This window comes from Cyclobacterium sp. SOCE241, assembly GCF_056867545.1.
Genome location: NZ_CP149779.1, coordinates 4,527,745 through 4,550,025, shown reverse-complemented (window position 1 = coordinate 4,550,025; position 22,281 = coordinate 4,527,745). Strand labels below are relative to the sequence as shown.

Sequence of the window (22,281 nt, the reverse complement as noted above, 5' to 3'; positions counted from 1 at the left end):
TTGTTACTTTTGTACAAGCAATTTAATTAAAAAAATCATGGAAATTTATTAACACATTCAATATGAGTAGCTTACCACAAGTGCTTTTTTTATTGGTTTTAGGTACAGCAGGGTATATTTTGTACAAGAGAATAAATTATATCCGGAAAACCATCCAACTGGGTCAACCCATACAACGCAATGACAATCCCGGTGAACGATGGAAAACCATGTTGCTGGTTGCCTTTGGACAAAAAAGATGTTTAAGAACATAATTCCTGCCCTACTTCACCTGGTGATATACGTTTCATTTGTAATCATCAATCTTGAAGTATTGGAGTTTATCATCGATGGCATTGCAGGAACCCATAGGGTCTTTGCCCCATTTCTGGCCGGTTTTTATTCCATAGCCATGAATTTCTTTGAATTCTTGGCCCTTGGGGTATTGGTCTCTTGCCTGATCTTTCTAGTGCGAAGAAACATCACTAAGGTACCCCGGCTTAACATGGCGGAGTTAAAAGGCTGGCCAAAGTTAGATGCCAACCTAATCCTAGTTATTGAAATTGTCTTGATGTTGGCCATCCTAACCATGAATGCCACTGATCAGCTTTTGGCCTATAGAGGCATTGGTGGCTATATCCCACTGGGAGGCCTTTGGATAAGCGGAAGTATCCAAGGGATATTTGAAGGATTGGAGTCCGGTACTTTGGTATTGATTGAAAGGTTTGCTTGGTGGTTTCATATCATTGGTATTTTAGGGTTTGCGATATATGTTACTTATTCCAAACACCTACACATATTCCTTGCCTTCCCAAACACCTGGTATTCCAACTTGGAGCCAAAAGGGAAAATGGAAAACATGGAAAGTGTAACCCAAGAGGTGAAAATGATGTTAGGAATGGCCTCGGAGCCACCGGCCAATGAAGCCGCAGAGATAGGACGATTTGGTGCCAAAGACGTTAATGATTTGTCTAGGATAAACCTATTGAATGCCTTTTCGTGTACGGAATGCGGACGCTGTACTGCAGAATGTCCGGCCAACCTTACCGGAAAAAAATTGTCTCCACGAAAAATTATGATGGACACTCGAGACAGGGCTGAAGAGGTGAGTCAAAATCTACTTGCCGGAAAAAAGGGTTGGACGATGGCAAATCTCTATTGGGAGATTACATTACCCAAGAAGAAATCAATGCTTGTACCAACTGCAATGCTTGTGTAGAAGCCTGCCCTGTCAACATCGATCCATTGGCCATTATCATCGAATTGAGAAGGTATACGGCCATGGAAGAAAGTGGCAGCCCTGCACAGTGGAATGCCATGTTCCAAAATATTGAGACCAGCTTTGCTCCATGGAAATTCCCTCCTACGGACCGATTTAACTGGGCAGCAGATTTAAACAAAGAAGAAAAGTAAACGAACAATATTATGAGTGATACCTATAAAGCCCCTACAATGGCCCAGAAGATGGCTTCCGGAGAAAGTCCGGAGATTTTATTTTGGGTGGGTTGTGCCGGTTCATTTGATGACCGCTACAAGGCAGTAACCTTGGCATTTGTCAAAATATTAAACAAGGTGGGCGTTAACTTTGCCGTACTCGGAGATGAAGAGACTTGTACAGGAGATCCGGCCAGAAGGGCAGGAAATGAATTTCTCTACCAAATGCAAGCCATGAGCAATATTCAGGTTTTGGACGGTTATCAGGTAAAAAGAATCGTAACTGCCTGCCCACACTGTTTCAACACCATTAAAAATGAATACCCGGCTTTGGGAGGTAATTATGAAGTGGTTCACCATTCTCAGTATTTGCAGGAGTTGATCAATGAGGGCAAAATCGTAATGAAAGACGGTGGTGAGTTTAAAGGTAAAAAAATCACTTTTCATGACAGTTGCTTTCTAGGCAGGGCCAATGATGTATATGAGGCCCCTAGGGAAGTCATCAAAGCCTTGGATATGGAACTTGTGGAAATGAAGCGATGCCGATCCAAGGGCCTTTGCTGCGGTGCCGGCGGTGCACAGATGTTTAAGGAGCCGGAGTCCGGAAAAAGACATCAATGTGGAACGCACCGAAGAGGCCTTGCAAACAGGAGCCAAAACCATTGCCGTAGGTTGTCCTTTTTGCCTGACCATGATGACTGATGGGGTAAAAAACAAGGAAAAAGAGGCTGAGGTAAATGTGCTTGATTTGGCTGAATTGATTGCAAGAGACCAACAATTGTAGACAAAAAAGGATTTTATTCGTCTTGTACAGGATCAGTTTTTAGGTTTTATTCTTTTTTGAGGGAACTTAAAAAGATTTTGTATCATAATGAATCTATCTTCGTTTAATAAAAAAGCAGCAACTATGCCTGTTAATTTTGTAAATTTGATTCTGTTAATAAATTAAAAGAGCCTATGTACGTACCATTTGATGATATGCCAAAAGATGCGAGAATTTGGGTCTATCAGGCAGACCGGCCCTTTGAGGAGCAGGAAAAAGTTTGGATAATTTCTAAACTCGTTGCCTTCTGTAACCAATGGAACACCCATGGTGCAGAGATGCCTAGTTCTTTTGACATTAGGCTTGACCAATTTATTATTCTTTCTGTAGATGAAAGCAAGTTAGGGGCCAGCGGATGCTCCATTGACAGCTCTGTTAGGATCATTCGGGAGATAGAAGTTAAATTAAATCTGAATTTGCTAGACAGTGGCAAGGTGGCCTATATGGATGGAGAAAATGTTAGGGTGGCCTTTTTGCCTGAAATTAAAAATCACGTTTCAGCCGGTTCATTGAAGTCTACCAGCAAAATGTTTAACCCTAGTGTAAATAAAGTTTCAGACTTGGATGAACAATGGCTTATCGAAGCCAATAACAGTTGGCTAAAAAAATACTTTGCTCATTAATACTGCCAGAGAAAAAATAGTATGAGAAACATAAAGTTCACCCTTCCTGCAAGCCGCTGTTTACTTCCTGTTTTACTGCTTGTGTTACAAGCATCTTGTACCAGTTTGCAACAAAAAGCCCAGACCCAGTTCAACACCGGGGAATACCAACTGGCTATTGCCTCCTATTCTAAACTGTTAGAAAACGAGCCGGATAATAGTGAAGCCAATTTCTATATCGCAGAAAGCTACAGGCTTTCCAACAGAATAGAAAAAGCTACTGAATACTATGAGAAGGTCAATGAAGCAGATGCCACATTCGACAGTCAATACCATAAAGGAAAGAGTTCAAAAGGAAAGGGTGAATATGAGGAGGCAAAGGAAGCCTTTGAAGCAGCAAAAACGCTGACTATGGATGACGAGAAAATAGCGCTTGCCAACAAAGAGATACAAAATATTGACGCCATCGCAGACATTACTCCCATTTGGCCCAATCATGAGTTGGAAAATTATACCTTGCTGAATTCATCCGGATTGGATTATGCTCCGGTACTTAGTGAAAACCAATTGTTCTTCACCAGTTCCAGAGGAGCCGGGGGCATGTATACCGGCTCTGGTCAAGGTTATACCCGCTTATTTAAAACAAGAGCAGACGGCATTAACGTGGACGTACAAGGAGTGCAAACCCTTACTGAATTTCAAAATGAATCAGGTCTAAATCAAGGAGCCATTGCCATAAGTCCCGACGGAAACAGGATTGTTTACGCAAGAGGCAACAGTAACCGCAAAGGTGATCTACCTGAAGTTAGCCTTTTTCTTCTACATTTAATGGCAGTGGATTTACTCAGCCGGCTTATATGGGAGTAAATGGGGAACCTGAATATTGGAATTCTACTCCGGCCTTTAGTCCGGATGGAGAAACGCTCTATTTTGCATCCAACCGTCCCGGAGGTTATGGTGGAACGGATCTTTATAAGGCCACTAAGATGGCTTCAGGCAACTATGGGGCCGGTGTAAATCTGGGGCCGGAAATTAATACACCCGGCAATGAAATGTTCCCGAGACCTTTGCCTAACGGCGAATTTTATTTCTCCTCAGATGGTCATCCCGGCTTCGGTAAGTTGGATCTTTTCGTTTATAAGGAAGTAGATGGGGAAAATAAGGTTGTAAACCTTGGACCCAATTTTAATTCAGTAGCGGATGATTTTGGGATTTTCTTTACCAAATATCCTGAAGAAGGATTCATTACTTCTAACCGGGAAGGCGGAAAAGGGGATGATGACATCTACTTCTTTAAAGACATGACTCCTGCACCAAAAGTGGTCAATGTAATGCTCAATGTGGTCACCAAAACCATTGCTGAAAATGGTTCAGAGGAGATTCTTCCTCAAGTAAGGGTGATGCTATATGATGATAAAAATGAAACCCTAGATGGTGACCTTAGTAGCCAATCAGGACGCCTGAGGTTCTCTCTGGAGCCCAATGAAAACTACTCAATAATTGCTTCAAAAACCGGATATTTCGCTAAAAGTATTCCTTATACCACCGTTGGAAAAACACCGGCAGAAGAGGATCTCATACAAGATGTAACCAATATCACTTTAGATACAACCATAATTTTGGATCAGTTAATACTTGAAAGAGCTATTGTACTTGAAAACATTTATTACGATTTGGACAAGGCTGATATCCGACCTGACGCAGCCATTGAACTCGACAAGCTGGTGAAAATTCTTAAGGACAACCCGGGTATTCGCATTGAACTAAGTAGTCATACTGATGCTAGAGCTACAGACGCTTATAATGATGACCTTTCTCAAAGGCGGGCTGAATCCGCAGTTGCTTACATTGTCTCTCAAGGAATTTCAGCCGATAGGTTGGAGGCTAAGGGATATGGCGAAAGGCAATTGATCATAGAAAATGCTCAAACAGAAGAAGAACATCAAATCAACAGAAGAACGGAGTTTAAGGTTATAGAAATCACGGAGTAAAATGCTTACCTTTGCCCCTTATCTGTTTTTTCCAAATCTGAGTTTATGAACGATAGGTACATGCAGCGTGGGGTTTCAGCCTCCAAAGAAGACGTACACCAAGCTATTTCTAACCTTGACAAAGGCCTGTATCCTAAAGCCTTCTGCAAAATTGTGGCAGATGTTTTGGGCAATGATCCTGAATATTGTAACATCATGCACGCTGATGGCGCAGGAACAAAGTCCTCTCTGGCTTATCTTTATTGGAAAGCTACCGGAGACCTAAGTGTGTGGAAAGGAATTGCCCAAGATGCAATCATCATGAATATAGACGACCTGCTATGTGTGGGTGCAGTCAATAATATATTGGTTTCCTCCACTATCGGCAGAAACAAAAACCTTGTTCCCGGTGAAGTAATTGCGGCCATAATCAATGGCACCGAGGAAGTATTACAGATGCTTAGAGACCATGGGGTAAATGCCGTTCTTACCGGTGGAGAAACAGCAGATGTAGGTGATTTGGTACGTACCATTATTGTGGACAGTACGGTTACCTGCAGAATGAAGAGAAATGAAGTCATTTCCAATGACAATATAAAAGCAGGTGATGTGGTTGTGGGAATGACCTCATTTGGTCAAGCAACTTATGAATCTGAATACAATGGGGGAATGGGAAGTAATGGACTTACCTCTGCCAGACATGATGTATTTTCAAAGCAGTTAATGTCTGCCTATCCGGAGAGTTTTGATCCTTCTGTTCCTGAAGACTTGGTCTATTCCGGAAGCCATGACCTCACAAGCCCCGCTCCGGGTACACCGTTGGATATGGGAAAACTGGTCCTATCACCTACCAGAACCTATGCGCCAATTATAGCTGCTTTATTGAAAGAAAACAGAGCCGGAATTCATGGTTTGGTTCATTGCAGTGGTGGAGCCCAAACCAAAGTGCTTCATTTTATAGACAACCTTCACGTTATCAAAGACAACCTGTTTGATACTCCTCCGCTCTTTAAGATCATTCAAGAAGAAAGCGGCACCGATTGGAAAGAGATGTACAAGGTTTTCAACATGGGGCACAGAATGGAAGTTTATTTGGATGAAAAAGATGCTGAACAAGCCATTGCCATTGCTGCCAATTTTGGAGTAGAAGCAAAAGTAATAGGCCGTGTGACAGATCATCAAGGCAAAAAAGTTACCGTCAAAAGTACACATGGCACCTTTACCTATGAGGGTTAAGGCACTCAATTAACCCTGAGCAAATGAAAATCCTTATAAAAATAATTTTAGGCTGCCTCATTTTTTTATTGGCCATGGGATTACTAACGCTCACGACGGTGGACTGGACACCTTATAAAGAGACGGCTTATTACAAAGAAACCAAGCAAGAACTTGAGATTTTGACCTTTAAGGGGGCAGACAAAGGCTATCTTTTGGGTGGTTGGGCCAAGGCGAATATAACTCCTGACAAACCTGCCAACTTGGTGGCTTACAAACCTCGCGGACCTTATGAATTCGTGGCAGACAGTAGCTTTGTAAAAGCCATCATTATAGGCAATGCGCAATTTAAGGTAGCCTTCTTAAATTACGAGCTACTTATTGTTCATCCGGAACTTGCCTTAACCTTAAGAGAGGCCATAACCAAACAGCAATTACCGGTCGATCAGGTCTATTTTACAGCCACACATACCCATAGTGGAATGGGTGGAACAATACCCGGACCTGTAGGAGAAATTGCAATGGGGGATGGGATGAACCCTTGGTAAATACCATTAAAAGCGGCACATTAAAGGCCATTTCAGAAGCCTTAGGAAATATGGACACGGTAAGCCTTCGCACCAAAAATCAGAAGCTGCTGACTTTGTATCCAACAGACTTATTGCTACTGACCCTATAGACCCGTATATTAGGCAGTTGATTTTGGAAAATACTGCAGGTCAAAGCTGCTCTTTGGTAACTTACAGTGCCCACGCCACATGCCTTAGTAGCAAGTTTATGGGACTTTCCGGAGATTATCCTTATTACCTTTCTGAATTAATGGAAGAAAAGTATGACTTTGCCGTATTTGCAGCGGGTGCAGTAGGCAGTCATCGCCCAAAAGCACCCGGAAATGACATTCAGAGCATCAAGCAGTATGCTTCATCATTGGATTCAGTAGTCAATGAGAATAAATACGAAAAAGCCCTTGTAGGCAAACAGATTTTAGCCACAAGGCTCCCTTTAAAACTTCGTTCCCCGCATTATCGGATCAGTGATAATATTCGGCTTAGGCCCTGGCTTTTTGACTGGGCCATTGGGGATAACCCCGCTTATTTCGATGTGGTCAGAATTGGAGATGCCTTATTTATTTCTTCTTCCGGGGAAGTCTCGGGGGTGTTTTATAAAGAATGGGAGGAACATGCCAAAGCTCTTGGGCTATCCTTGTTCATTACTACTTTTAATGGAGGATATATTGGCTATATAACGCCTGACAAATATTATTCAGGAGATTATTATGAAGCCAGAGATATGAATTTCTATGGGCCTTATAATGGAGATTATTTTAAGGAGATTGTATCAGACTTGATATCCTTTGGTGCAGGCAAATAAACTTTTGCTTGGTAAAATCCATTTTCAAAAAACCTCACCTTCGCTTCTTTCCAGCCCCCTTTGGCAAAAAACTCTATAATCAGGTAATTCTTTTCTCGGATGTTTGGTCAAAACGCCAAAGCTGGTGATCATTACCCAAATCAAAAGACTTTTTCCCTTGAGAGGAAAGAAATCCAAAAATAACCACTTGGAATTGGGAGTTACTCTTTTGTTGACTTCCTTAAATAGTTCTTTGATTGCTTTGTCTGTCAACACGTCCAATAAAAATTGGTGACAATTACGTCAAAATTGTATTTTTCCTGAAACTTAAAATCAGCCCTACAAATAAATTCCACACGGTTTTGTAGATCTTGAGGGATGCTTTGGATGGCTTTGTCAATCATTTTTTCCGAAGCCTCCATATAAATCACCTTACCTTCTTTACCACATCTGTTCAAAATTTCAGGTAAATTGGCTCCGGTTCCCCCTCCCACCACCAAGACAGTCGCTCCAGGCTGAATAATATCTAAAAACGCCCACTTGCTTTCATGAAACTTATGACCCAATACCAAGGTAGCCAGCGTGTCATAAAAGGGAGCAATAAAATTATAAGAATTCATAATATTAGGTCTACCATAGGTTTTAACTTATAATCTTGTCCCGGATTAAAATAATAACAGCAAAATTGGCAAAGAAAAGGAGAGCTCAAGGCACTTTCTTGTTTTCATGGTATCATTAGCCGGAGACTCTAAAAAACTGATAATATGCATCAGCAACATCAATCCCCAAATTAAGGTGTAAATATGAAAATAAGAGGGCAGAATTAAGAATAGTACAACCAGGTAGGCCAACCCTATAAAGGAAAGACCCCACAGTAATTTTCGTGTATCTTTCATGCCTATAACTGTACTAATGGAAGCTTGACCTTCAGCCAGATCTTGTTCTCCATCACTATAGGAGAGAAAAACCAAATTGTACCAAGCCAATAAAAAATACGCGCCAAGGAAGAAAGCCCAATTGGCAGAGGAGAAAGCATGATCGAGATTTAAAATAGGTATCAGCACCAGGCCTGCCACATAAAAGAAAGCTGTAGAAAATTCTTTTATGGCAGCCATTTTCTTCCCTGCAATGCGCAAAAGTGTCATGGTAAGCATAATAATCAGGGCAAGAGCTAGGCCTGAGCCAAGCATTTTAATCGAAGGTAAAAACAGAAAAGCCAAAATCAAACCCGATATTATGGCCACAAATAGTGATAACATCAAAAATTTAAAGTGGTTTTGGTGAAATCTATGCCTCTGAGATAAGGCTGGCCCCGCCACTTTTTTCGCATCCAATAAATGGTCAAAGGTATAAATGCACCAAACAGCCAATGCCAGAAGTAAATATATTTTCCACGACAAATCCACTTTCATAAGGTGAGCAAAAAATACATTCCTGAACAAGCTCCCACCACCACATCCAAAGAAAGGAGGTTAAACTTTTCATAAATAAGCGAATGCTTCAATTTCATCGTCACAGAAAAATTCTTAGTAAAAGGCAATTTAAGGAAATGAAAGGATCAAAACATTTAAAAATTATGTAATTTCCACTTTCTAAGAAAATCTACTATTCATGAACAAATTATTTTATATTCTTTTGTTAATTGTCAGTCAACAAGTTTTTGCCCAAGAACCTATTAAAGTAGCTTGCGTAGGCAACAGTATTACTCAAGGTCCCGGAAGAGACAATCCTGACAGCTACCCACTTCAAATGCAGAAAAGGTTAAAGGATAAATACCAAGTGATCAATTTTGGAGTAAGTGGCCGTACTTTATTAAAGAAGGGAGATCATCCTTATTGGGAAGAGCCACAATTTGAAGCTGTAAAAGAATTTGCGCCCGATGTGCTGGTAATAAAGTTGGGAACCAATGATTCTAAACCACAGAACTGGAAATACAAGGATGAGTTTCTTAAAGATTATGTGGAAATAATAGAAACCTATAAAGCAAGCATGCCGGCCGACGGAAAAGTTTATGTATGTATACCGGTTCCTGTCTTCAAGACCAATTTTGACATCACTGAGGAAATAATTGTTAATGAAATGGTACCTTTGATCCGCCAAGCAGCTGAACAAACCGGTTCCACCCTTATCGATTTACACACCCCTATGGAGAAATACGGGAAGCTATTCGCAGATGGGGTACATCCCAATACCAAAGGCAATAAAATCATGGCAAAACTGGTTGCCAAAGCCATCAAATAATTTTGTAAACCAGTAATTTGAATATACTAAGCAAAGCCGGCCCTTTTCAACGTCGGGCCGGCATTGCTTAATAATTCTGAAAATGTCAAGTCTAACCTTCGACAGCTATTTAAACCCTAAATATGGAATAGAAAATCTTTTACGTTCAGAAATCGCCTCAAAATCAGCCACTTGGTTGCTGCTTTCCATTTTCACCATAGCGGTGCCATGCTAAAAAATCTCCAAACTGCCTGATTTTCTTGCGATTGCAAGACTTCTCGTAAATACGGGAGAGGTTATCAATAGCTACACCGGGAAAAAGATTGAAAATCAATCAATTCCCTATACGTTTTATCTGGGATTAAACCATATTGGGTAATTCCGTGTTATATTCCTTCATGCTGCATTACACCACTTATATCTTAAAACCAGAGGCACCTTGGGTAACTTTTATTCATGGGGCAGGAGGTAGTAGTGCCATATGGTTTAAGCAAATTCGTGATTTCAAGAAATCGTATAATGTACTGTTGGTGGACTTGAGGGGGCATGGAAAATCCAAGGACAAGGTTTACGAGAAACTAAAAAATACAGTTTCCCGGTTATTTCAGATGAAGTAATGGAGGTTTTAAACCATCTAAAAATCAAAAAATCTCATTTCATTGGCATCTCTTTGGGTACAATTATTATTCGGGAAATAACGGAGAGATACCCTGAAAGGGTGTCAAGCATGGTGCTGGCAGGAGCTATAATGAAACTTAATCTACGTGGCCAAGTACTAATGCGCTTGGGTATTTTATTAAAATCTGTCATCCCGTACCTACTCCTTTATAAGCTTTTTGCTTTTATTATTATGCCGAGGAAAAATCACAAGGCCTCCAGGTACCTATTCGTTAAGGAAGCAAAAAACTTTACCAAAAAGAGTTTATAAGGTGGTTTAGTCTTGCTTCCAGAGTCAATCCTTTGCTGAGTTTATTTAGAATTAAGGAAACCCCTGTCCCCACCCTTTATCTAATGGGGGAGGAGGATTATATGTTTTTGCCCACTATCACCAAGCTGGTTAAGACTCATCAATCTGCACAGCTTAAAGTAGTTCCAGCTTGCGGTCATGTAGTTAACGTAGAAAAGCCTGAGGCTTTCAACAGCATCGCTTTACAGTTTTTAAAGCTAATTAGGTAAAACAAAACTTTGCCTATTCGACAAGGAGCTTGACTTTTGCTTCCCTTAACCCTAACATAATAGAAAGCACAATTTACTAAACCACTAGAAAATGCCCATAAAAGTATCTTCTTTAACCTCTCTTATACTTACACTATTCATTCTCTATTCAAGCTCCTTAAAAGCCCAAGAAACAATTGATTTTGATATCAAATTGGCCGGTTTTACCATCGGGCAAATGAAAGCCACAAAAACCTTAGAAAACGACACCACCATATACAGGTTGGACAGTAAGGTTAGTTTCTGGCTATTCGGAACCATCAAAGTAGACTACCACACTGAGGTAAAATACCACGATGATATTTTCATAGATTCTAAAGTAAGTTCAAAAACAAATAGAGGAAACTTTATCAGTAGAATATGGCTTGAGGGTGATGAATATAAAATTGATGCAAATGGATATAAATATGAACACAAAGACATTATCAAATCACCTATTCACCATAGTGCGGTAAGACTATTTTTTGAGGAACCAAGAGGGATAACAGTGATGATAGCAGAAAATTTAGGGAAATTCTCTGAGATCAGATCTCATGGCAAAGGCATCTACACCACCCATATAGAGGGTGATGAAAATAAATATTACTACCAAAATGGGAAAATGCAAAAAGTCAGCATGCATAATCCCATAAAAAATTACGAAGTAAAACGCAGAGAATAAGCATCTAAGTAGTCATATTAGCTGTACTAAGGGTATATTGGAAGATAACCCAAAGAAACGATGCTGCTACGACACCTATTAATTACAACAATTTTTCTAGTGAGTGGTCTTTCATATGGCCAAAATTTTAACTTTTCTGGAGCTGTAATTGTTCCTTATGGAGAAAGTGAGCGCATACCTACCTATGCCAAGATACTGAAAGAAGAACTAGAAAGCCGGATAAATTCTACATTTCCTATCAAGCAAAAAGAGGAGGCCGCCTCCCCAATTATCCTATTGACTCAATACGATGCCATTCAAAGTCTTCCCAAAAAATGGAAAAAAGATTAAAAGACGTCGAAGCCATGCCCGGTGAAGGCTTTAAGGTGGTCATCGATGACACCTTTTCTCCGCCCATGGCCATTATTATAGGGAAAGATGACAGAGGCTTGCTATTTGGTATAGGCCATCTTTTGAGAAAAATGGATTGGTCAGAAAATCATTTGCTATTGAATAAAAGCATTGAAAAAACTAGTTCCCCAAAATATCCCATTAGAGGGCATCAATTGGGATACCGTCCCAAAACAAACGCCTACGATGCCTTTTCTGTAGATCGCTTTGATCAATATATTAGGGAGCTGGCATTGTTTGGAGCCAATAGTATTGAAATTATGCCTCCACGAACCGATGATGATTTCACTTCGCCTCACATGACTATTCCCGCCATTGATATGATTAGCGAACAATCACGAATAGCTGATGAATTGGATTTGGATGTGTGGATGTGGTACCCCAATATGGCTGAAGACTATGAAGATCCTAAAACAAGAACCATTGAGCTAACCCAGCGCAAAGATGTATTCGCCTCCATTCCAAGATTGGATCATTTATTTGTTCCCGGCGGGGACCCAGGGAACCTAGAGCCGGATGTATTGTTCCATTGGTTAGAAGAAGTGGCTACAGTGCTTCACCGATTTCACCCTGCTGCCAAAATATGGGTTTCCCCCAGGTATTTAGGCCGACGAAGGCTTGGTTTGACCAATTCTTTTTTCACGTCAACCAGAAGTATGATTGGTTTGGTGGCGTAGTTTTCGGCCCTTGGGTAAAAATACCATTACCTGAATTGCGACAGTTAACTGATTCCTCTATTCCTATCCGTAGGTATCCTGACATTACTCATAATTTGAGTTCACAGTACCCTATTCCTAAATGGGATTTGGCCATGGCTATGACTTTGGGTAGGAGTCTATTAATCCTCGACCTAAGGACCAAAAAACCATCCACAATTCACTGGCCCACTTTGCTAATGGGAGCATTAGCTATTCTGAAGGTACCAATGACGATGTAAATAAATTCATATGGACAGATCAAGAATGGAATCCGGAAACAAAGGTCTTGGAAACTTTAAGAGATTATTCCCGTTTTTTCTTTGGCCCTAAATGGGTGGATGCTGCAACAAATGGCTTTTTAGCCCAAGAGGAAAATCTGCGAGGTAGATTGCTATACAATTCCAGTGTTTCCCAAGCCTTGGCTCAATGGCAGGCAATGGAAGAAAAAGCTGACAATAAATTAATGGCTAATTTTAGATTTCAAATGGGGTTAATCCGAGCCTATTTTGATGCTTATATTCAGCAAAAACTACTGTTTGAAACTCAGCAAGAACAGAAAGCAATCAATGTATTACAAGGGTCAGAAAAAATTGGCAGCCTCAAAAGTATAGAAAAGGCTACAAGAATTCTTACAGAACCCGCCTCAGACCCTTATTTAGCACAGTTGAAGCAAAGAAGTTTAGAACTGGCTGATGCACTTTACCAAAGCATAGGAGCGCAACTTACCATTGAGTCTCATGGTGCAGCTTCAGGAAGAGGAAATTTTATTGACAATTTAGAGGTACCGCTTAATGATTCCCCTTGGCTTTTGGCCAATCTCAAGGCCATTCAAAAAGTACCGGAGGAAAAGCTAAGAGAAGATAAAATAAAGCAACTGCTCAACCGTACTAATCCGGGTCCGGGAGGTTTTTATGACAATTTCGGGATGGGAAAAAGCTGGAATAGAGTTGTTAAAACAAAAATATGGAGTCAAGACCCCGGTGGGTTATATGGCCCTAGAGAAAGCTTCGGGGTAGGCCTAAAAGGTCAAGAATGGGTGCATGAAATACAGGCTGTAGGATTTGGAGGGACTGCCACTCCTCTGGCCTGGATGAACCAAATAACCACGCTCTATGATACTCCCTTGCTCATAAAATATGAAGAACTAAACCCTGAAAAAGCATATAAAATTAAAATAGCTTATACCGGTAGGTTCAGGTCTAAAATGAAATTATCTACTGATGATGGTCATTTGATTCACGACTTCATTCAGACCGGGGCCAAACCTTTGTATGAATTTGAATTACCTCAAAGCAGTTATGCCGATGGGGACCTGGTGCTCCATTGGACGTGTGGTGAAGGAGAAAGAGGGGTTCAAGTGGCTGAGATATGGATTATTCCAAAACCGGATTAAATATTTTATCATCAACCCTAGCATCAAATAAACAAATTTATAGTTGAGGATTCACCTCTCTCTCCAATTATATTTTAAAGAATTATACTTATCCAATTTTTTGTAATTTCAAAAACCGACTCTCTTCCGGACTCGTGCCAAAAGTAGTGCCAAATAAACAAACAACTTCCCTCCCTTTCCGTTAGCAAAAAAGGCTAAAGTACGGGTTTTAATGCATCCTAGTGAGTTTCACATCACAATGGATGTCGTTATTACATTGATTTGATTCATTTTGGAATTTTCTTATTCAAGAAAATTAGTTGAAGAAGGCAATCTATTAAATGGTTTAGATTGCAATTTCCTCAAATCATCGAGCCTCATGCTTTTCTTTATTTGGATAATAAATTTTACTTAAATTAATTTTTTATGGTTCCTAACCAAAAAAAATATTCTTTCTATTTCTACATTATAACGATTTCGTTAGCGGTACCGAAGATTCTTTTCACCCTTAGACCGGAAGTAAATTTATTTACCGAAGAAGCACAATATTGGCTATGGTCACAGAACATGGCTTGGCATTATTATTCAAAACCTCCATTGGTTGCTGTATTAAATTTTTTAAGTACCTCGGTATTCGGCAATACAGAAATGGCCGTTCGAATAAATGCTATATTGAGTGGAGTTGGAATTGCATGGGTTACTTATTTATTTGGATCCTATTTGTACTCGAAAAAAATAGGATTTTGGGCGGCCTTGATCGTCCAATCTATGCCTGTTTGGTGGCTTGCATCCACCTTCCATATGACAGATTCTTCTCTCACCCTTTTTTGGACATTAAGTATTTATCTTTGCTATAGAGGGATTAGGGAAAATAGCTCCAAGTGGTGGCTTCTTGCCGGGATAACTACTGCAATGGGGCTAATGGCAAAAGTTGTCATCATGTTGGTATTCCCTGTTTTAATAATTTACTTACTTTATATAGGGAAATTTAATGTCCACAAGAAAAATTTCTTGAAATTCATTTTGATTAGTTTATTGGGATTCATCCCTGCATTTATTTGGAACTGGCAAAATAACTTTGATACCTTCAGACATTTGTTAGCCTTATCAGGTACAGAAGGTATAAATAATATCCCTACCAACTTATCCATCGCTAGCAGAAGTTTTATAGAGTTTATATTAAGCCAAATGGCGGTTGTTTCTTTGTTTTTACTTCCTGCTTGGTTAGCAGCTTTTCGGTATACCATTAAAAGCAAAAACGCTGAATCAATTTACCTTATTCTTCCCGGATTATTGGCATTCGTAACATTTGCCGCGTTAAGCATTTTTAAAGATGCCATGATAAATTGGCCGGCCTTTGCTTACACAGGTTTGGCAATTGTCTTAGCAAAATGGATCGATCGGCAATCTATACGTTGGAAAAAGATTACTTTCTCCGGGGTATTTCTTGGGATGTTTATTCCTATTCTTTTCTTATCACCTGATTATTTGGGGTTAAAATCCTCCAATATAATGATCAAAACAGAGCAGAATTTAATCAAAAGGTTGCTGGGACATCAACAGCTTGCGGAAAGAATCGATTTCTTGACAGATAGCTTGGCAATTGAAGCCCCCTTTGTGTTTTCTGATTCTTATCACACGGCATCTGAACTCTCCTTTTATTTGTCCGGAAATCCTCAAACTTATGTTATAAATATGGGCGTTCGTAAAAACCAATTTGATCTCTGGAAAGGTATGGATCAATTTTTGGGAAAGGAAAAATTCGGAGTTTTTGTAAGCTGGAACTATGATAATTTTGAAGGCAAGGCTGCTTTTCAAGAAATTATCTATGAAGAATCCTTTGTCACGTCCTTTAAAGGTATTCCAAGAAGGCCGATAAATATAAAGTTTTGTAGGAATTTAATAGAATACACACCTTCTATTCCTTCTTCTTATTAAAATTATATGGCATTTCTTTTTCGAATTTATTTAAATAGAAAAACTAAGTCTGATTCAATTATATAACTAATTATAGAAAAATTAACACAATACAATCGCAATAACCTTATTCACAGTATCTTAACTTACTTTTTCGAAAGTGAACACCAAATAAGATCGGTTTTTCACACTATCAAATACAAAAAACTGTATTTCTTACATATTTATATTTATATTAATGTATTTCATACAATTAAAAAATCTTTGTACAGTAATATAACAATATACCTTAATAATAATTGGTTTTATAAATTTATCTTTAGTACATTTATTCTATCAAAAAAATGAAAACGGAACCAGTTGAATTGAGAAGTTGGAATCCGTAGCGGAAGTTGGTTATTTTTTAATGTAGGGTTTGTCCAGGGTTTTATTTATGATAAAACCCTGGCATTTTTTATCCAATTCCTGCTTTGAACCACAAGATCAAATCACTTATTAATTTATTTTATCAAGCTATATTTCATCCTTAAAAAATAAAAGTAGCCTATCCCTTATTCCAAATAGGTTCCGGACCTCACAGCTAAAAAAGTTAATGAAGTATCAATTTTTAAACCCTGTATAATAAATGAAATGCGGTGCTTCTCTTACGTACTCAAACAATAAACTCCGTCAAAATGGCCAATACAGATGCCAAAAGAATGATCAGTAATTTATGCAATTGAAACCGATGTTGTGGGGAGCTTTCAAAAAATATAATGGTAGATATATGCAAAAAGCCACCTGCCACCAAACCAAATAAAATATCGAGGGTTTCTCTACCTATCAATGATCGATCAAAAAGAAAATCTGTTGATAACATACCCAGAGGTGAGGCCAAAGCAAATAGGGTCAACAATAAAATTGTATTTGTTTTATTAAGACGGGACAATAAAACAGCCGATAATGCAAAGGCCTCCGGCATTTTATGCATAATCATTCCCAATAGAAGGGTTTCACTTCCATGATGATGTCCGGTGAGCATGGGTTGTTTTGAAAGCAATGTTCCTTCCAGAAATGCATGCAAAAACAAACCAATCATTAAAGTCCATACTGTATTGCTAGCTCCGTGTCCTTTATGGTCATGAATATGTCCATGTTCAATTCCCGAGGACATAAAATCAAGGACTTGTTGTAGCAAAAACCCAAGCAAGATATACAAGCCCATAAAATAGGCTGATTCTTTATTGGCAAAAAGTTCAGGGAAAATATGGAGAATTGTAATGGCAAAAAGATACGCACCGGCAAATATTAATGCCAGCTTAAAGCTTTTCTCATTCCAACCTGGCACCAGGATTGCAACCAATCCTGCACCCAATGCAAAAAAAGTAAAAGTACATACAACATATATTAGCTAGGGTTATTTGGGCTCTTTAGCACCTACGGTAGTCAAAAATGGAGCGAGACCATCACTAACGTAAGATTGAATTTGGCCTTGGTCATCATTAAAGATAAGAAAGATCTCTATACCTTCCACTGATTTTTGTATTTCCTTTGCGCGGTCTAATCCCAAAACCATAAAGGCTGTAGCATAGGCATCAGCCACCATACAATCATCAGCCACCACCGTAGCACTTAGCAAACGATGTACCACAGGATAACCCGTAAATGGGCTAATTGTGTGAGAGTATTTTACACCATCTTTAACATAAAAATTACGATAATTGCCTGAAGTAGCCAAGCCTTTATTTTCCAGGGCAACAATACTATAGATTTCATTGGCCAAACCTTCTTCATCCGGATGTGAAACGCCTACTTTCCATAATTCACCTTTGTCATTTACGCCATTTCCTACAAGTTCGCCACCAATCTCCACAAGGAAATCTACTATACCCATATCCTTTAAAAAATTGGCAACAACATCTGCTCCGTATCCTTTTGCTATGGCACTAAAATCAAGATAAACATCAGTATTGGATTTTTTAACGCCTTTTTCATTAAAATCCAAATTCTCAAAGCCTACTTGCTCCAATAATTGTTTCACTCCTAAACTATCATGCAAAGAAGGTCCGTCCGGTCCAAAACCCCAGGCATTGACCAAAGGACCAATGGTAGGATCAAAAGCGCCATCTGTAATTGAAAACACCTCCTTGCTGGTCTGCAACACAGGATAAAAATAATCCGATTCAAAAACAAGGGAATCATACCTGTTTAGTCTACTAAGTTCAGAATCCGGTATATAGGTAGAAAGAGACTGGTTAAAATCAACGAGAATTGAATCAATTTCTTTTTTAAAATTACGCCCCCCGGATCTAAATAGACAATCCTATAGGTGGTGCCCATGGTCTTTCCACTCAAAACCATTTTTGGGTGGGTTGTATCTGTAGAAACTGCAGTTTCTTTATTTTGTCTGTAGAGGTAAACCATAAACACCACTAACAGTAACAAAATGCTGTAAATGATATTTTTTTTGGCTGATTTTCGCATAAAACAATGCCAGTTTTAATTTTCCGAAAGTTAATTCTATTTTTTCAATTGCTCATTACTTTTGGTCATTAACCTTAGTTAGTGTTTCAGCGGAAACCCTTTAAAACCTGAAAAGCTTCAATGATTTTTCTATATTTGTGAGACATAGAAGGTTCATATGAGAGAAGAATATCTGCGTGGTGACCAGGAAAGCTTAAGCCCTGGAGACAAGGAAATAGAAAAAGCACTAAGACCCCTGAGTTTTGATGATTTCACAGGTCAAAAAAGACGGTTGAAAACATCAAAATTTTTGTTTTGGCTGCCAAAAAAAGAGGTGAGTCTTTGGACCATGTTTTGCTCCATGGGCCTCCCGGCCTTGGAAAGACCACCTTGAGTCACATCATCGCCAATGAATTGGAATCTACACTTAAGATTACCTCCGGTCCGGTTTTGGATAAGCCTTCAGATCTCGCTGGATTGCTCACCAATCTTGAAGAAGGCGATGTTTTATTTATAGATGAAATCCATCGCTTGAATCCGATTGTGGAAGAATACCTCTATTCAGCCATGGAGGATTTTAGGATCGATATTATGCTTGATTCAGGTCCGAATGCAAGGACTGTACAAATAAACTTAAACCCATTTACCCTAGTAGGGGCCACTACTAGATCCGGCCTACTTACCTCACCCCTGAGGGCTCGGTTTGGTATCAATGCCCGGCTTGAATATTATGATGCAAAGTTACTGTCTACCATTGTAACCCGCTCTGCAGCTATCTTAGGCACCCCCTTGGATCCTGAAGCAGCCTTTGAAATTGCCAGAAGAAGCCGCGGAACTCCAAGAATTGCCAATACCCTGTTGCGACGAACCAGAGATTTTGCTGAAATAAAAGGCAATGGGAGAATTACTTTAGAAATTGCAGAAATGGCGCTTAATGCATTGGATGTGGATCAAAATGGTTTGGATGAAATGGACAATAGGATCTTGCTTACCATTATCAATAAATTTGCCGGCGGTCCGGTAGGTATCTCAACTATCGCCACAGCTTGCGGAGAAGAGGCTGAAACGATAGAAGAGGTCTATGAACCATTTCTAATAAAAGAGGGCTATCTCAAAAGAACAAGTAGAGGCCGAACTGCCACTGACCTTGCCTATACCCATCTCAAAATAAAGCCAAAGCCCGGGGGACAGTCTGGTAATTTATTTGAAAGCTAGGGTGCTAATCCAGAAATTAATAACAAAATGCCTTGAGTACAATTGAAAAGCATACGCAAATAGTCAAAAAAACAGCGTCAAAACTCGGTTTTGACTATTGTGGAATTGCTGAAGCTACTTTTTTGGAAGAGGAAGCGCCTAAGTTGGAAAATTGGTTAAACAAAAATTACCACGGAAAAATGGCCTATATGGCCAACCATTTTGACAAGAGACTAGATCCAAGAAAACTAGTAGAAGGAGCAAAATCCGTTGTAAGCCTAATGTTTAACTATTATCCTCAGCAAAATTTGGATGAAAGCAGAAATGCACTAAAAATTGCAAAATATGCTTATGGGGAAGATTATCACTTTGTGATCAAGGACAAGCTAAAAGAATTTTTAAAGTGCTTAAAAGAAGAAATAGGTGAGGTACATGGAAGGGTTTTCGTAGACAGTGCTCCCGTAATGGAAAGGCAATGGGCAGTAAAGGCGGGATTAGGCTGGAAAGGAAAAAACAGCTTACTGCTAAATAAATCCTCAGGTAGTTTTTTCTTTTTAGCGGAGCTAATCATCGATTTACCTTTGATCTATGACAATCCGTCCGATAAAGATTATTGCGGAACTTGCACCCGATGCGTAGATGCTTGCCCAACAGATGCAATTCTACAGGACAATTTAATTGATGGATCAAAATGCATTTCCTATTTGACCATAGAGCTTAAGGAAGCCATCCCGGATGATTTTAAAGGGAAAATGGAGAATTGGGTATTTGGCTGTGACATTTGTCAAGATGTATGCCCTTGGAACAGGTTTTCAAAGCCCCATAAAGAAGAAGCATTTCTTCCCCATGCTGATTTAGAAAAATCAGCATGGGAAGAAATGACAAAAGAAACTTTTAATAAGGTATTCAAGCGGTCAGCTTTAAAAAGGACCAAATGGGAAGGATTTCAAAGAAATATTCATTTTGTTAAAAATGAATCATCTTAAAATTCAACATTTGTAAAAACCCCTTCTGTAACTACTATGTTGGTATCATTGTCATCATCATAAGCCACGAAGGAAAATTCACCGGACATCAGTTCATTCTCTTTGTCCAGCTTGGTTAATTCTACTTCAATCGTACCTACCAGTAGTGTTATTCCACCAAATTCAGTTTCCCCATCCAAAGAAGCTTTTGCCACCACACCAGCTGCTCCTGTAGGGTTACCGCTAGATAGATTTTCCTCAGTAAAACCTACAAATTGACTTCCGGCTTTTAAATCAGAATAATTCAGTCCTTGAAGTGACAATGAAAGAGTGGTCAAATAGCTCTGTCCAAAATCTGTAGCCGTAAAGCTTAATTCAAATACATCTCCATTCAAATCCAAATCCCCTTCAACTTGGTCAAGTTGAATTAATGCATCATCAGATTCAACAGCACTAAAGGCTTCTCCATTGATTTTAGCCGTCACAATCTCTGCTTCGGGATCATCCATGTCATCTTCATCATCAAAAACCTCTGATAGGTCACAACTACTAAAAATCATTAATAATGATGCAAATAATAAGTAATGAATTTTTTCTGTATTCTCATATCGTATAATTAGTTGGTCACAAGGATTAAAACCCCGAGTTCATTAAATAAGTAGGACAATAAATCTAATTAATAAATAAATACCAAGACATAAATTCTAATAATTTATTTCTACTAACTTCAGATCCATTACAACCATGATAAATTCTTATTTTAAAATGGATAGAAAATTGCTAACTACTCGCAATTTTAGCATTTATTATTGAATCATTCTTTTCATCTATATTAAATTTGAATACCTTTTTAAGGTTAGGTGAGCTCCCCCTACAATTAGCAAAAAACGGAATAATATAATTATAAAATAAATTTATTACATTAACACTGAATAGTACTGCTGTTATATTTTTATTAATTAATAGTGAAGAAATACTATTTATTTCCTCTCTATTGAAACTAACAACTGCAATTACATCCTAAACAATAATGAAAAAAGAGTATTTATACTCGATTTTGCCAGAGAACTAAAGGTTTAAAAAACCATCCTGAAATTATTAAAATGTAGTTTCAATCAAGAAAAACCTTTAATTCTTAAGTTATTATTCCAAACATTTTGAGGCAAAAAAATACAAACGCATCAATTTTCCCAACCATAAAATCCTAGGTTTTTCACAGCTTGAAATTATAAAATTAATCTCTTGTATAACAAGAAATTAATTTTAATAAATGAACTAGCTTAATATTTTTCAAAAACTGCCTATTATTTATATTTTTTAATATCTTTATAATCCAAATCTTTAATAAATCTATATTATGAAAAAACTTATTGCATTCCTTGTCCCGTTCTTGATAACGGGAATCTCCTTTGGAGAAGAAATTAAACCTGATGTTTTAGACTTCAATTCGGCACTTATTGAAGCTCAATTTTCAGAACTTGATCAATTGGAAGAATATGTTCTTTCCAATGAAGGAGTAACTTTGAAAGAAGTAATTGCTCAAAACAATGGGTTAAACGTAAACCTTGATGCAGACATGTTGAACAACTTTGCTGTAAATGCAGGTGATCACCCAGTGGCTGGTATACCATCTTTCCTTTGGGGATGTGTATTGGGACCTATTGGTATAGCCATTGTTCATTTAGACGCTGAAGACAAGGAACAAACTAGAAAAGCAATTTGGGGTTGTGTAACCTTAGGTGGTGTGTACGCCCTTTTGGTAGCAGCATCTTATATATTTGCTTTCTCTGCTTATCCATTTTAATGAGTACACTTCTGAAAAAACCTATACTAA

General features: G+C 38.7%; 22 protein-coding genes and 4 pseudogenes. 19 read left to right on the top strand and 7 right to left on the bottom strand.

The genetic code is table 11. From position 1 onward, the window contains the following. Positions 1-62: 62 nt before the first annotated feature. The 7 genes and pseudogenes from WG932_RS23030 (at position 63) to WG932_RS23000 (ending at position 7,394) form a co-directional block, all read left to right on the top strand. A pseudogene (locus tag WG932_RS23030) lies at positions 63-1,392 on the top strand (4Fe-4S dicluster domain-containing protein). 12 nt (positions 1,393-1,404) lie between these two features. Further along, a pseudogene (locus tag WG932_RS23025) lies at positions 1,405-2,197 on the top strand ((Fe-S)-binding protein). A 173-nt stretch (positions 2,198-2,370) separates the two neighbouring features. Further along, entirely contained in the window at positions 2,371-2,859 is a 489-nt protein-coding gene (locus WG932_RS23020) for a hypothetical protein (protein WP_014020157.1), read from the top strand. A gap of 21 nt (positions 2,860-2,880) precedes the next feature. Next, positions 2,881-4,829: pseudogene (locus WG932_RS23015) on the top strand (CHU_0125 family OmpA-like outer membrane integrity protein). Between the two features lie 45 nt (positions 4,830-4,874). After that, the gene (locus WG932_RS23010; protein WP_483085533.1) at positions 4,875-6,044 is read left to right on the top strand and encodes an AIR synthase related protein; all 1,170 of its coding nucleotides are present in this window, start codon (positions 4,875-4,877) and stop codon (positions 6,042-6,044) included. Between the two features lie 23 nt (positions 6,045-6,067). Beyond that, positions 6,068-6,571 (top strand): hypothetical protein, encoded by a 504-nt coding sequence (locus WG932_RS23005; protein ID WP_483085532.1) that lies wholly within the window; start codon positions 6,068-6,070, stop codon positions 6,569-6,571. A 154-nt stretch (positions 6,572-6,725) separates the two neighbouring features. Further along, on the top strand, positions 6,726-7,394 hold the full coding sequence (locus WG932_RS23000) for a hypothetical protein (RefSeq protein WP_483085531.1): 669 nt from the start codon (positions 6,726-6,728) through the stop codon (positions 7,392-7,394). A 24-nt stretch (positions 7,395-7,418) separates the two neighbouring features. On the opposite strand, the gene WG932_RS22995 is transcribed toward WG932_RS23000, so the two are convergent. From WG932_RS22995 to WG932_RS22985, 3 genes are read right to left on the bottom strand one after another with little or no spacing between them, the layout of a single operon-like run. Further along, positions 7,419-7,649, bottom strand: a complete 231-nt coding sequence (locus tag WG932_RS22995) for a hypothetical protein (RefSeq protein ID WP_483085530.1) — start codon at positions 7,647-7,649, stop codon at positions 7,419-7,421. Then, positions 7,643-7,993 (bottom strand): class I SAM-dependent methyltransferase, encoded by a 351-nt coding sequence (locus WG932_RS22990; RefSeq protein ID WP_483085529.1) that lies wholly within the window; start codon positions 7,991-7,993, stop codon positions 7,643-7,645. Before WG932_RS22990 ends, WG932_RS22995 begins: the two co-directional genes overlap by 7 nt. Positions 7,994-8,038: 45 nt before the next feature. After that, the gene (locus WG932_RS22985; protein WP_483085528.1) at positions 8,039-8,773 is read right to left on the bottom strand and encodes a UbiA prenyltransferase family protein; all 735 of its coding nucleotides are present in this window, start codon (positions 8,771-8,773) and stop codon (positions 8,039-8,041) included. Between the two features lie 211 nt (positions 8,774-8,984). On the opposite strand from WG932_RS22985, the gene WG932_RS22980 reads away from it, so the two are divergent. From WG932_RS22980 to WG932_RS22940, 9 genes are all read left to right on the top strand, one after another. Beyond that, complete coding sequence (locus WG932_RS22980; RefSeq protein WP_483085527.1) at positions 8,985-9,614, top strand: GDSL-type esterase/lipase family protein; 630 nt, start codon at positions 8,985-8,987, stop codon at positions 9,612-9,614. A gap of 377 nt (positions 9,615-9,991) precedes the next feature. Beyond that, entirely contained in the window at positions 9,992-10,210 is a 219-nt protein-coding gene (locus WG932_RS22975) for an alpha/beta fold hydrolase (protein WP_483085526.1), read from the top strand. Beyond that, positions 10,210-10,521 (top strand): alpha/beta fold hydrolase, encoded by a 312-nt coding sequence (locus WG932_RS22970; protein WP_483085525.1) that lies wholly within the window; start codon positions 10,210-10,212, stop codon positions 10,519-10,521. Before WG932_RS22975 ends, WG932_RS22970 begins: the two co-directional genes overlap by 1 nt. Positions 10,522-10,553: 32 nt before the next feature. Further along, positions 10,554-10,769 (top strand): alpha/beta fold hydrolase, encoded by a 216-nt coding sequence (locus WG932_RS22965; protein WP_483085524.1) that lies wholly within the window; start codon positions 10,554-10,556, stop codon positions 10,767-10,769. A gap of 91 nt (positions 10,770-10,860) precedes the next feature. Then, a complete protein-coding gene (locus tag WG932_RS22960) occupies positions 10,861-11,469 on the top strand; it encodes a DUF6134 family protein (protein WP_339680538.1) in 609 nt (202 codons plus the stop codon). Between the two features lie 99 nt (positions 11,470-11,568). After that, entirely contained in the window at positions 11,569-11,799 is a 231-nt protein-coding gene (locus WG932_RS22955; protein ID WP_483085523.1) for a hypothetical protein, read from the top strand. After that, positions 11,784-12,536, top strand: coding sequence for a hypothetical protein (locus tag WG932_RS22950; RefSeq protein WP_483085522.1), 753 nt, complete (start codon positions 11,784-11,786; stop codon positions 12,534-12,536). Before WG932_RS22955 ends, WG932_RS22950 begins: the two co-directional genes overlap by 16 nt. A 307-nt stretch (positions 12,537-12,843) precedes the next feature. Continuing rightward, positions 12,844-13,950: a hypothetical protein gene (locus WG932_RS22945; RefSeq protein WP_483085521.1), complete on the top strand. Its 1,107-nt coding sequence runs from the start codon at positions 12,844-12,846 to the stop codon at positions 13,948-13,950. Positions 13,951-14,355: 405 nt separating this feature from the next. After that, positions 14,356-15,867, top strand: a complete 1,512-nt coding sequence (locus tag WG932_RS22940) for an ArnT family glycosyltransferase (RefSeq protein ID WP_483085520.1) — start codon at positions 14,356-14,358, stop codon at positions 15,865-15,867. Positions 15,868-16,498: 631 nt separating this feature from the next. Here WG932_RS22940 and WG932_RS22935 read toward each other — a convergent pair. The 3 genes from WG932_RS22935 to WG932_RS22925 are packed head-to-tail and all read right to left on the bottom strand — an operon-like array spanning position 16,499 to position 18,309. Beyond that, the gene (locus tag WG932_RS22935; protein WP_483085519.1) at positions 16,499-17,200 is read right to left on the bottom strand and encodes a ZIP family metal transporter; all 702 of its coding nucleotides are present in this window, start codon (positions 17,198-17,200) and stop codon (positions 16,499-16,501) included. Positions 17,201-17,242: 42 nt separating this feature from the next. Next, entirely contained in the window at positions 17,243-18,061 is an 819-nt protein-coding gene (locus WG932_RS22930) for an FAD:protein FMN transferase (RefSeq protein WP_483088707.1), read from the bottom strand. Then, a complete protein-coding gene (locus WG932_RS22925; protein WP_483085518.1) occupies positions 18,034-18,309 on the bottom strand; it encodes a hypothetical protein in 276 nt (91 codons plus the stop codon). The genes WG932_RS22930 and WG932_RS22925 overlap by 28 nt, the downstream gene beginning before the upstream one ends. A gap of 157 nt (positions 18,310-18,466) precedes the next feature. Between WG932_RS22925 and ruvB the strand changes: the two are divergent. Both ruvB and queG read left to right on the top strand, forming a co-directional pair. After that, a pseudogene (gene ruvB / locus WG932_RS22920) lies at positions 18,467-19,503 on the top strand (Holliday junction branch migration DNA helicase RuvB). Between the two features lie 32 nt (positions 19,504-19,535). After that, positions 19,536-20,468, top strand: coding sequence for a tRNA epoxyqueuosine(34) reductase QueG (gene queG, locus WG932_RS22915; protein WP_339680548.1), 933 nt, complete (start codon positions 19,536-19,538; stop codon positions 20,466-20,468). Here the strand turns inward: queG and WG932_RS22910 are convergent. After that, complete coding sequence (locus tag WG932_RS22910; RefSeq protein ID WP_483085517.1) at positions 20,465-21,007, bottom strand: hypothetical protein; 543 nt, start codon at positions 21,005-21,007, stop codon at positions 20,465-20,467. The two genes, queG and WG932_RS22910, sit on opposite strands and share 4 nt — an antisense overlap. A gap of 797 nt (positions 21,008-21,804) precedes the next feature. On the opposite strand from WG932_RS22910, the gene WG932_RS22905 reads away from it, so the two are divergent. After that, positions 21,805-22,251 (top strand): hypothetical protein, encoded by a 447-nt coding sequence (locus WG932_RS22905; protein ID WP_014020142.1) that lies wholly within the window; start codon positions 21,805-21,807, stop codon positions 22,249-22,251. Positions 22,252-22,281 lie beyond the last annotated feature (30 nt).

Coding starts and splice junctions, on each gene's coding strand:
- WG932_RS23010 (WP_483085533.1), top strand. CDS start 4,875: ATGAACGATAGGTACATGCAGCGTGGGGTTTCAGCCTCCAAAGAAGAC.
- WG932_RS22980 (WP_483085527.1), top strand. CDS start 8,985: ATGAACAAATTATTTTATATTCTTTTGTTAATTGTCAGTCAACAAGTT.
- WG932_RS22925 (WP_483085518.1), bottom strand. CDS start 18,309: ATGCGAAAATCAGCCAAAAAAAATATCATTTACAGCATTTTGTTACTG.
- WG932_RS23020 (WP_014020157.1), top strand. CDS start 2,371: ATGTACGTACCATTTGATGATATGCCAAAAGATGCGAGAATTTGGGTC.
- WG932_RS22970 (WP_483085525.1), top strand. CDS start 10,210: ATGGAGGTTTTAAACCATCTAAAAATCAAAAAATCTCATTTCATTGGC.
- WG932_RS22940 (WP_483085520.1), top strand. CDS start 14,356: ATGGTTCCTAACCAAAAAAAATATTCTTTCTATTTCTACATTATAACG.
- WG932_RS22910 (WP_483085517.1), bottom strand. CDS start 21,007: ATGATTTTTAGTAGTTGTGACCTATCAGAGGTTTTTGATGATGAAGAT.
- WG932_RS22960 (WP_339680538.1), top strand. CDS start 10,861: ATGCCCATAAAAGTATCTTCTTTAACCTCTCTTATACTTACACTATTC.
- WG932_RS23005 (WP_483085532.1), top strand. CDS start 6,068: ATGAAAATCCTTATAAAAATAATTTTAGGCTGCCTCATTTTTTTATTG.
- WG932_RS22990 (WP_483085529.1), bottom strand. CDS start 7,993: ATGAATTCTTATAATTTTATTGCTCCCTTTTATGACACGCTGGCTACC.
- WG932_RS22905 (WP_014020142.1), top strand. CDS start 21,805: ATGAAAAAACTTATTGCATTCCTTGTCCCGTTCTTGATAACGGGAATC.
- WG932_RS22950 (WP_483085522.1), top strand. CDS start 11,784: ATGGAAAAAAGATTAAAAGACGTCGAAGCCATGCCCGGTGAAGGCTTT.
- WG932_RS22975 (WP_483085526.1), top strand. CDS start 9,992: ATGCTGCATTACACCACTTATATCTTAAAACCAGAGGCACCTTGGGTA.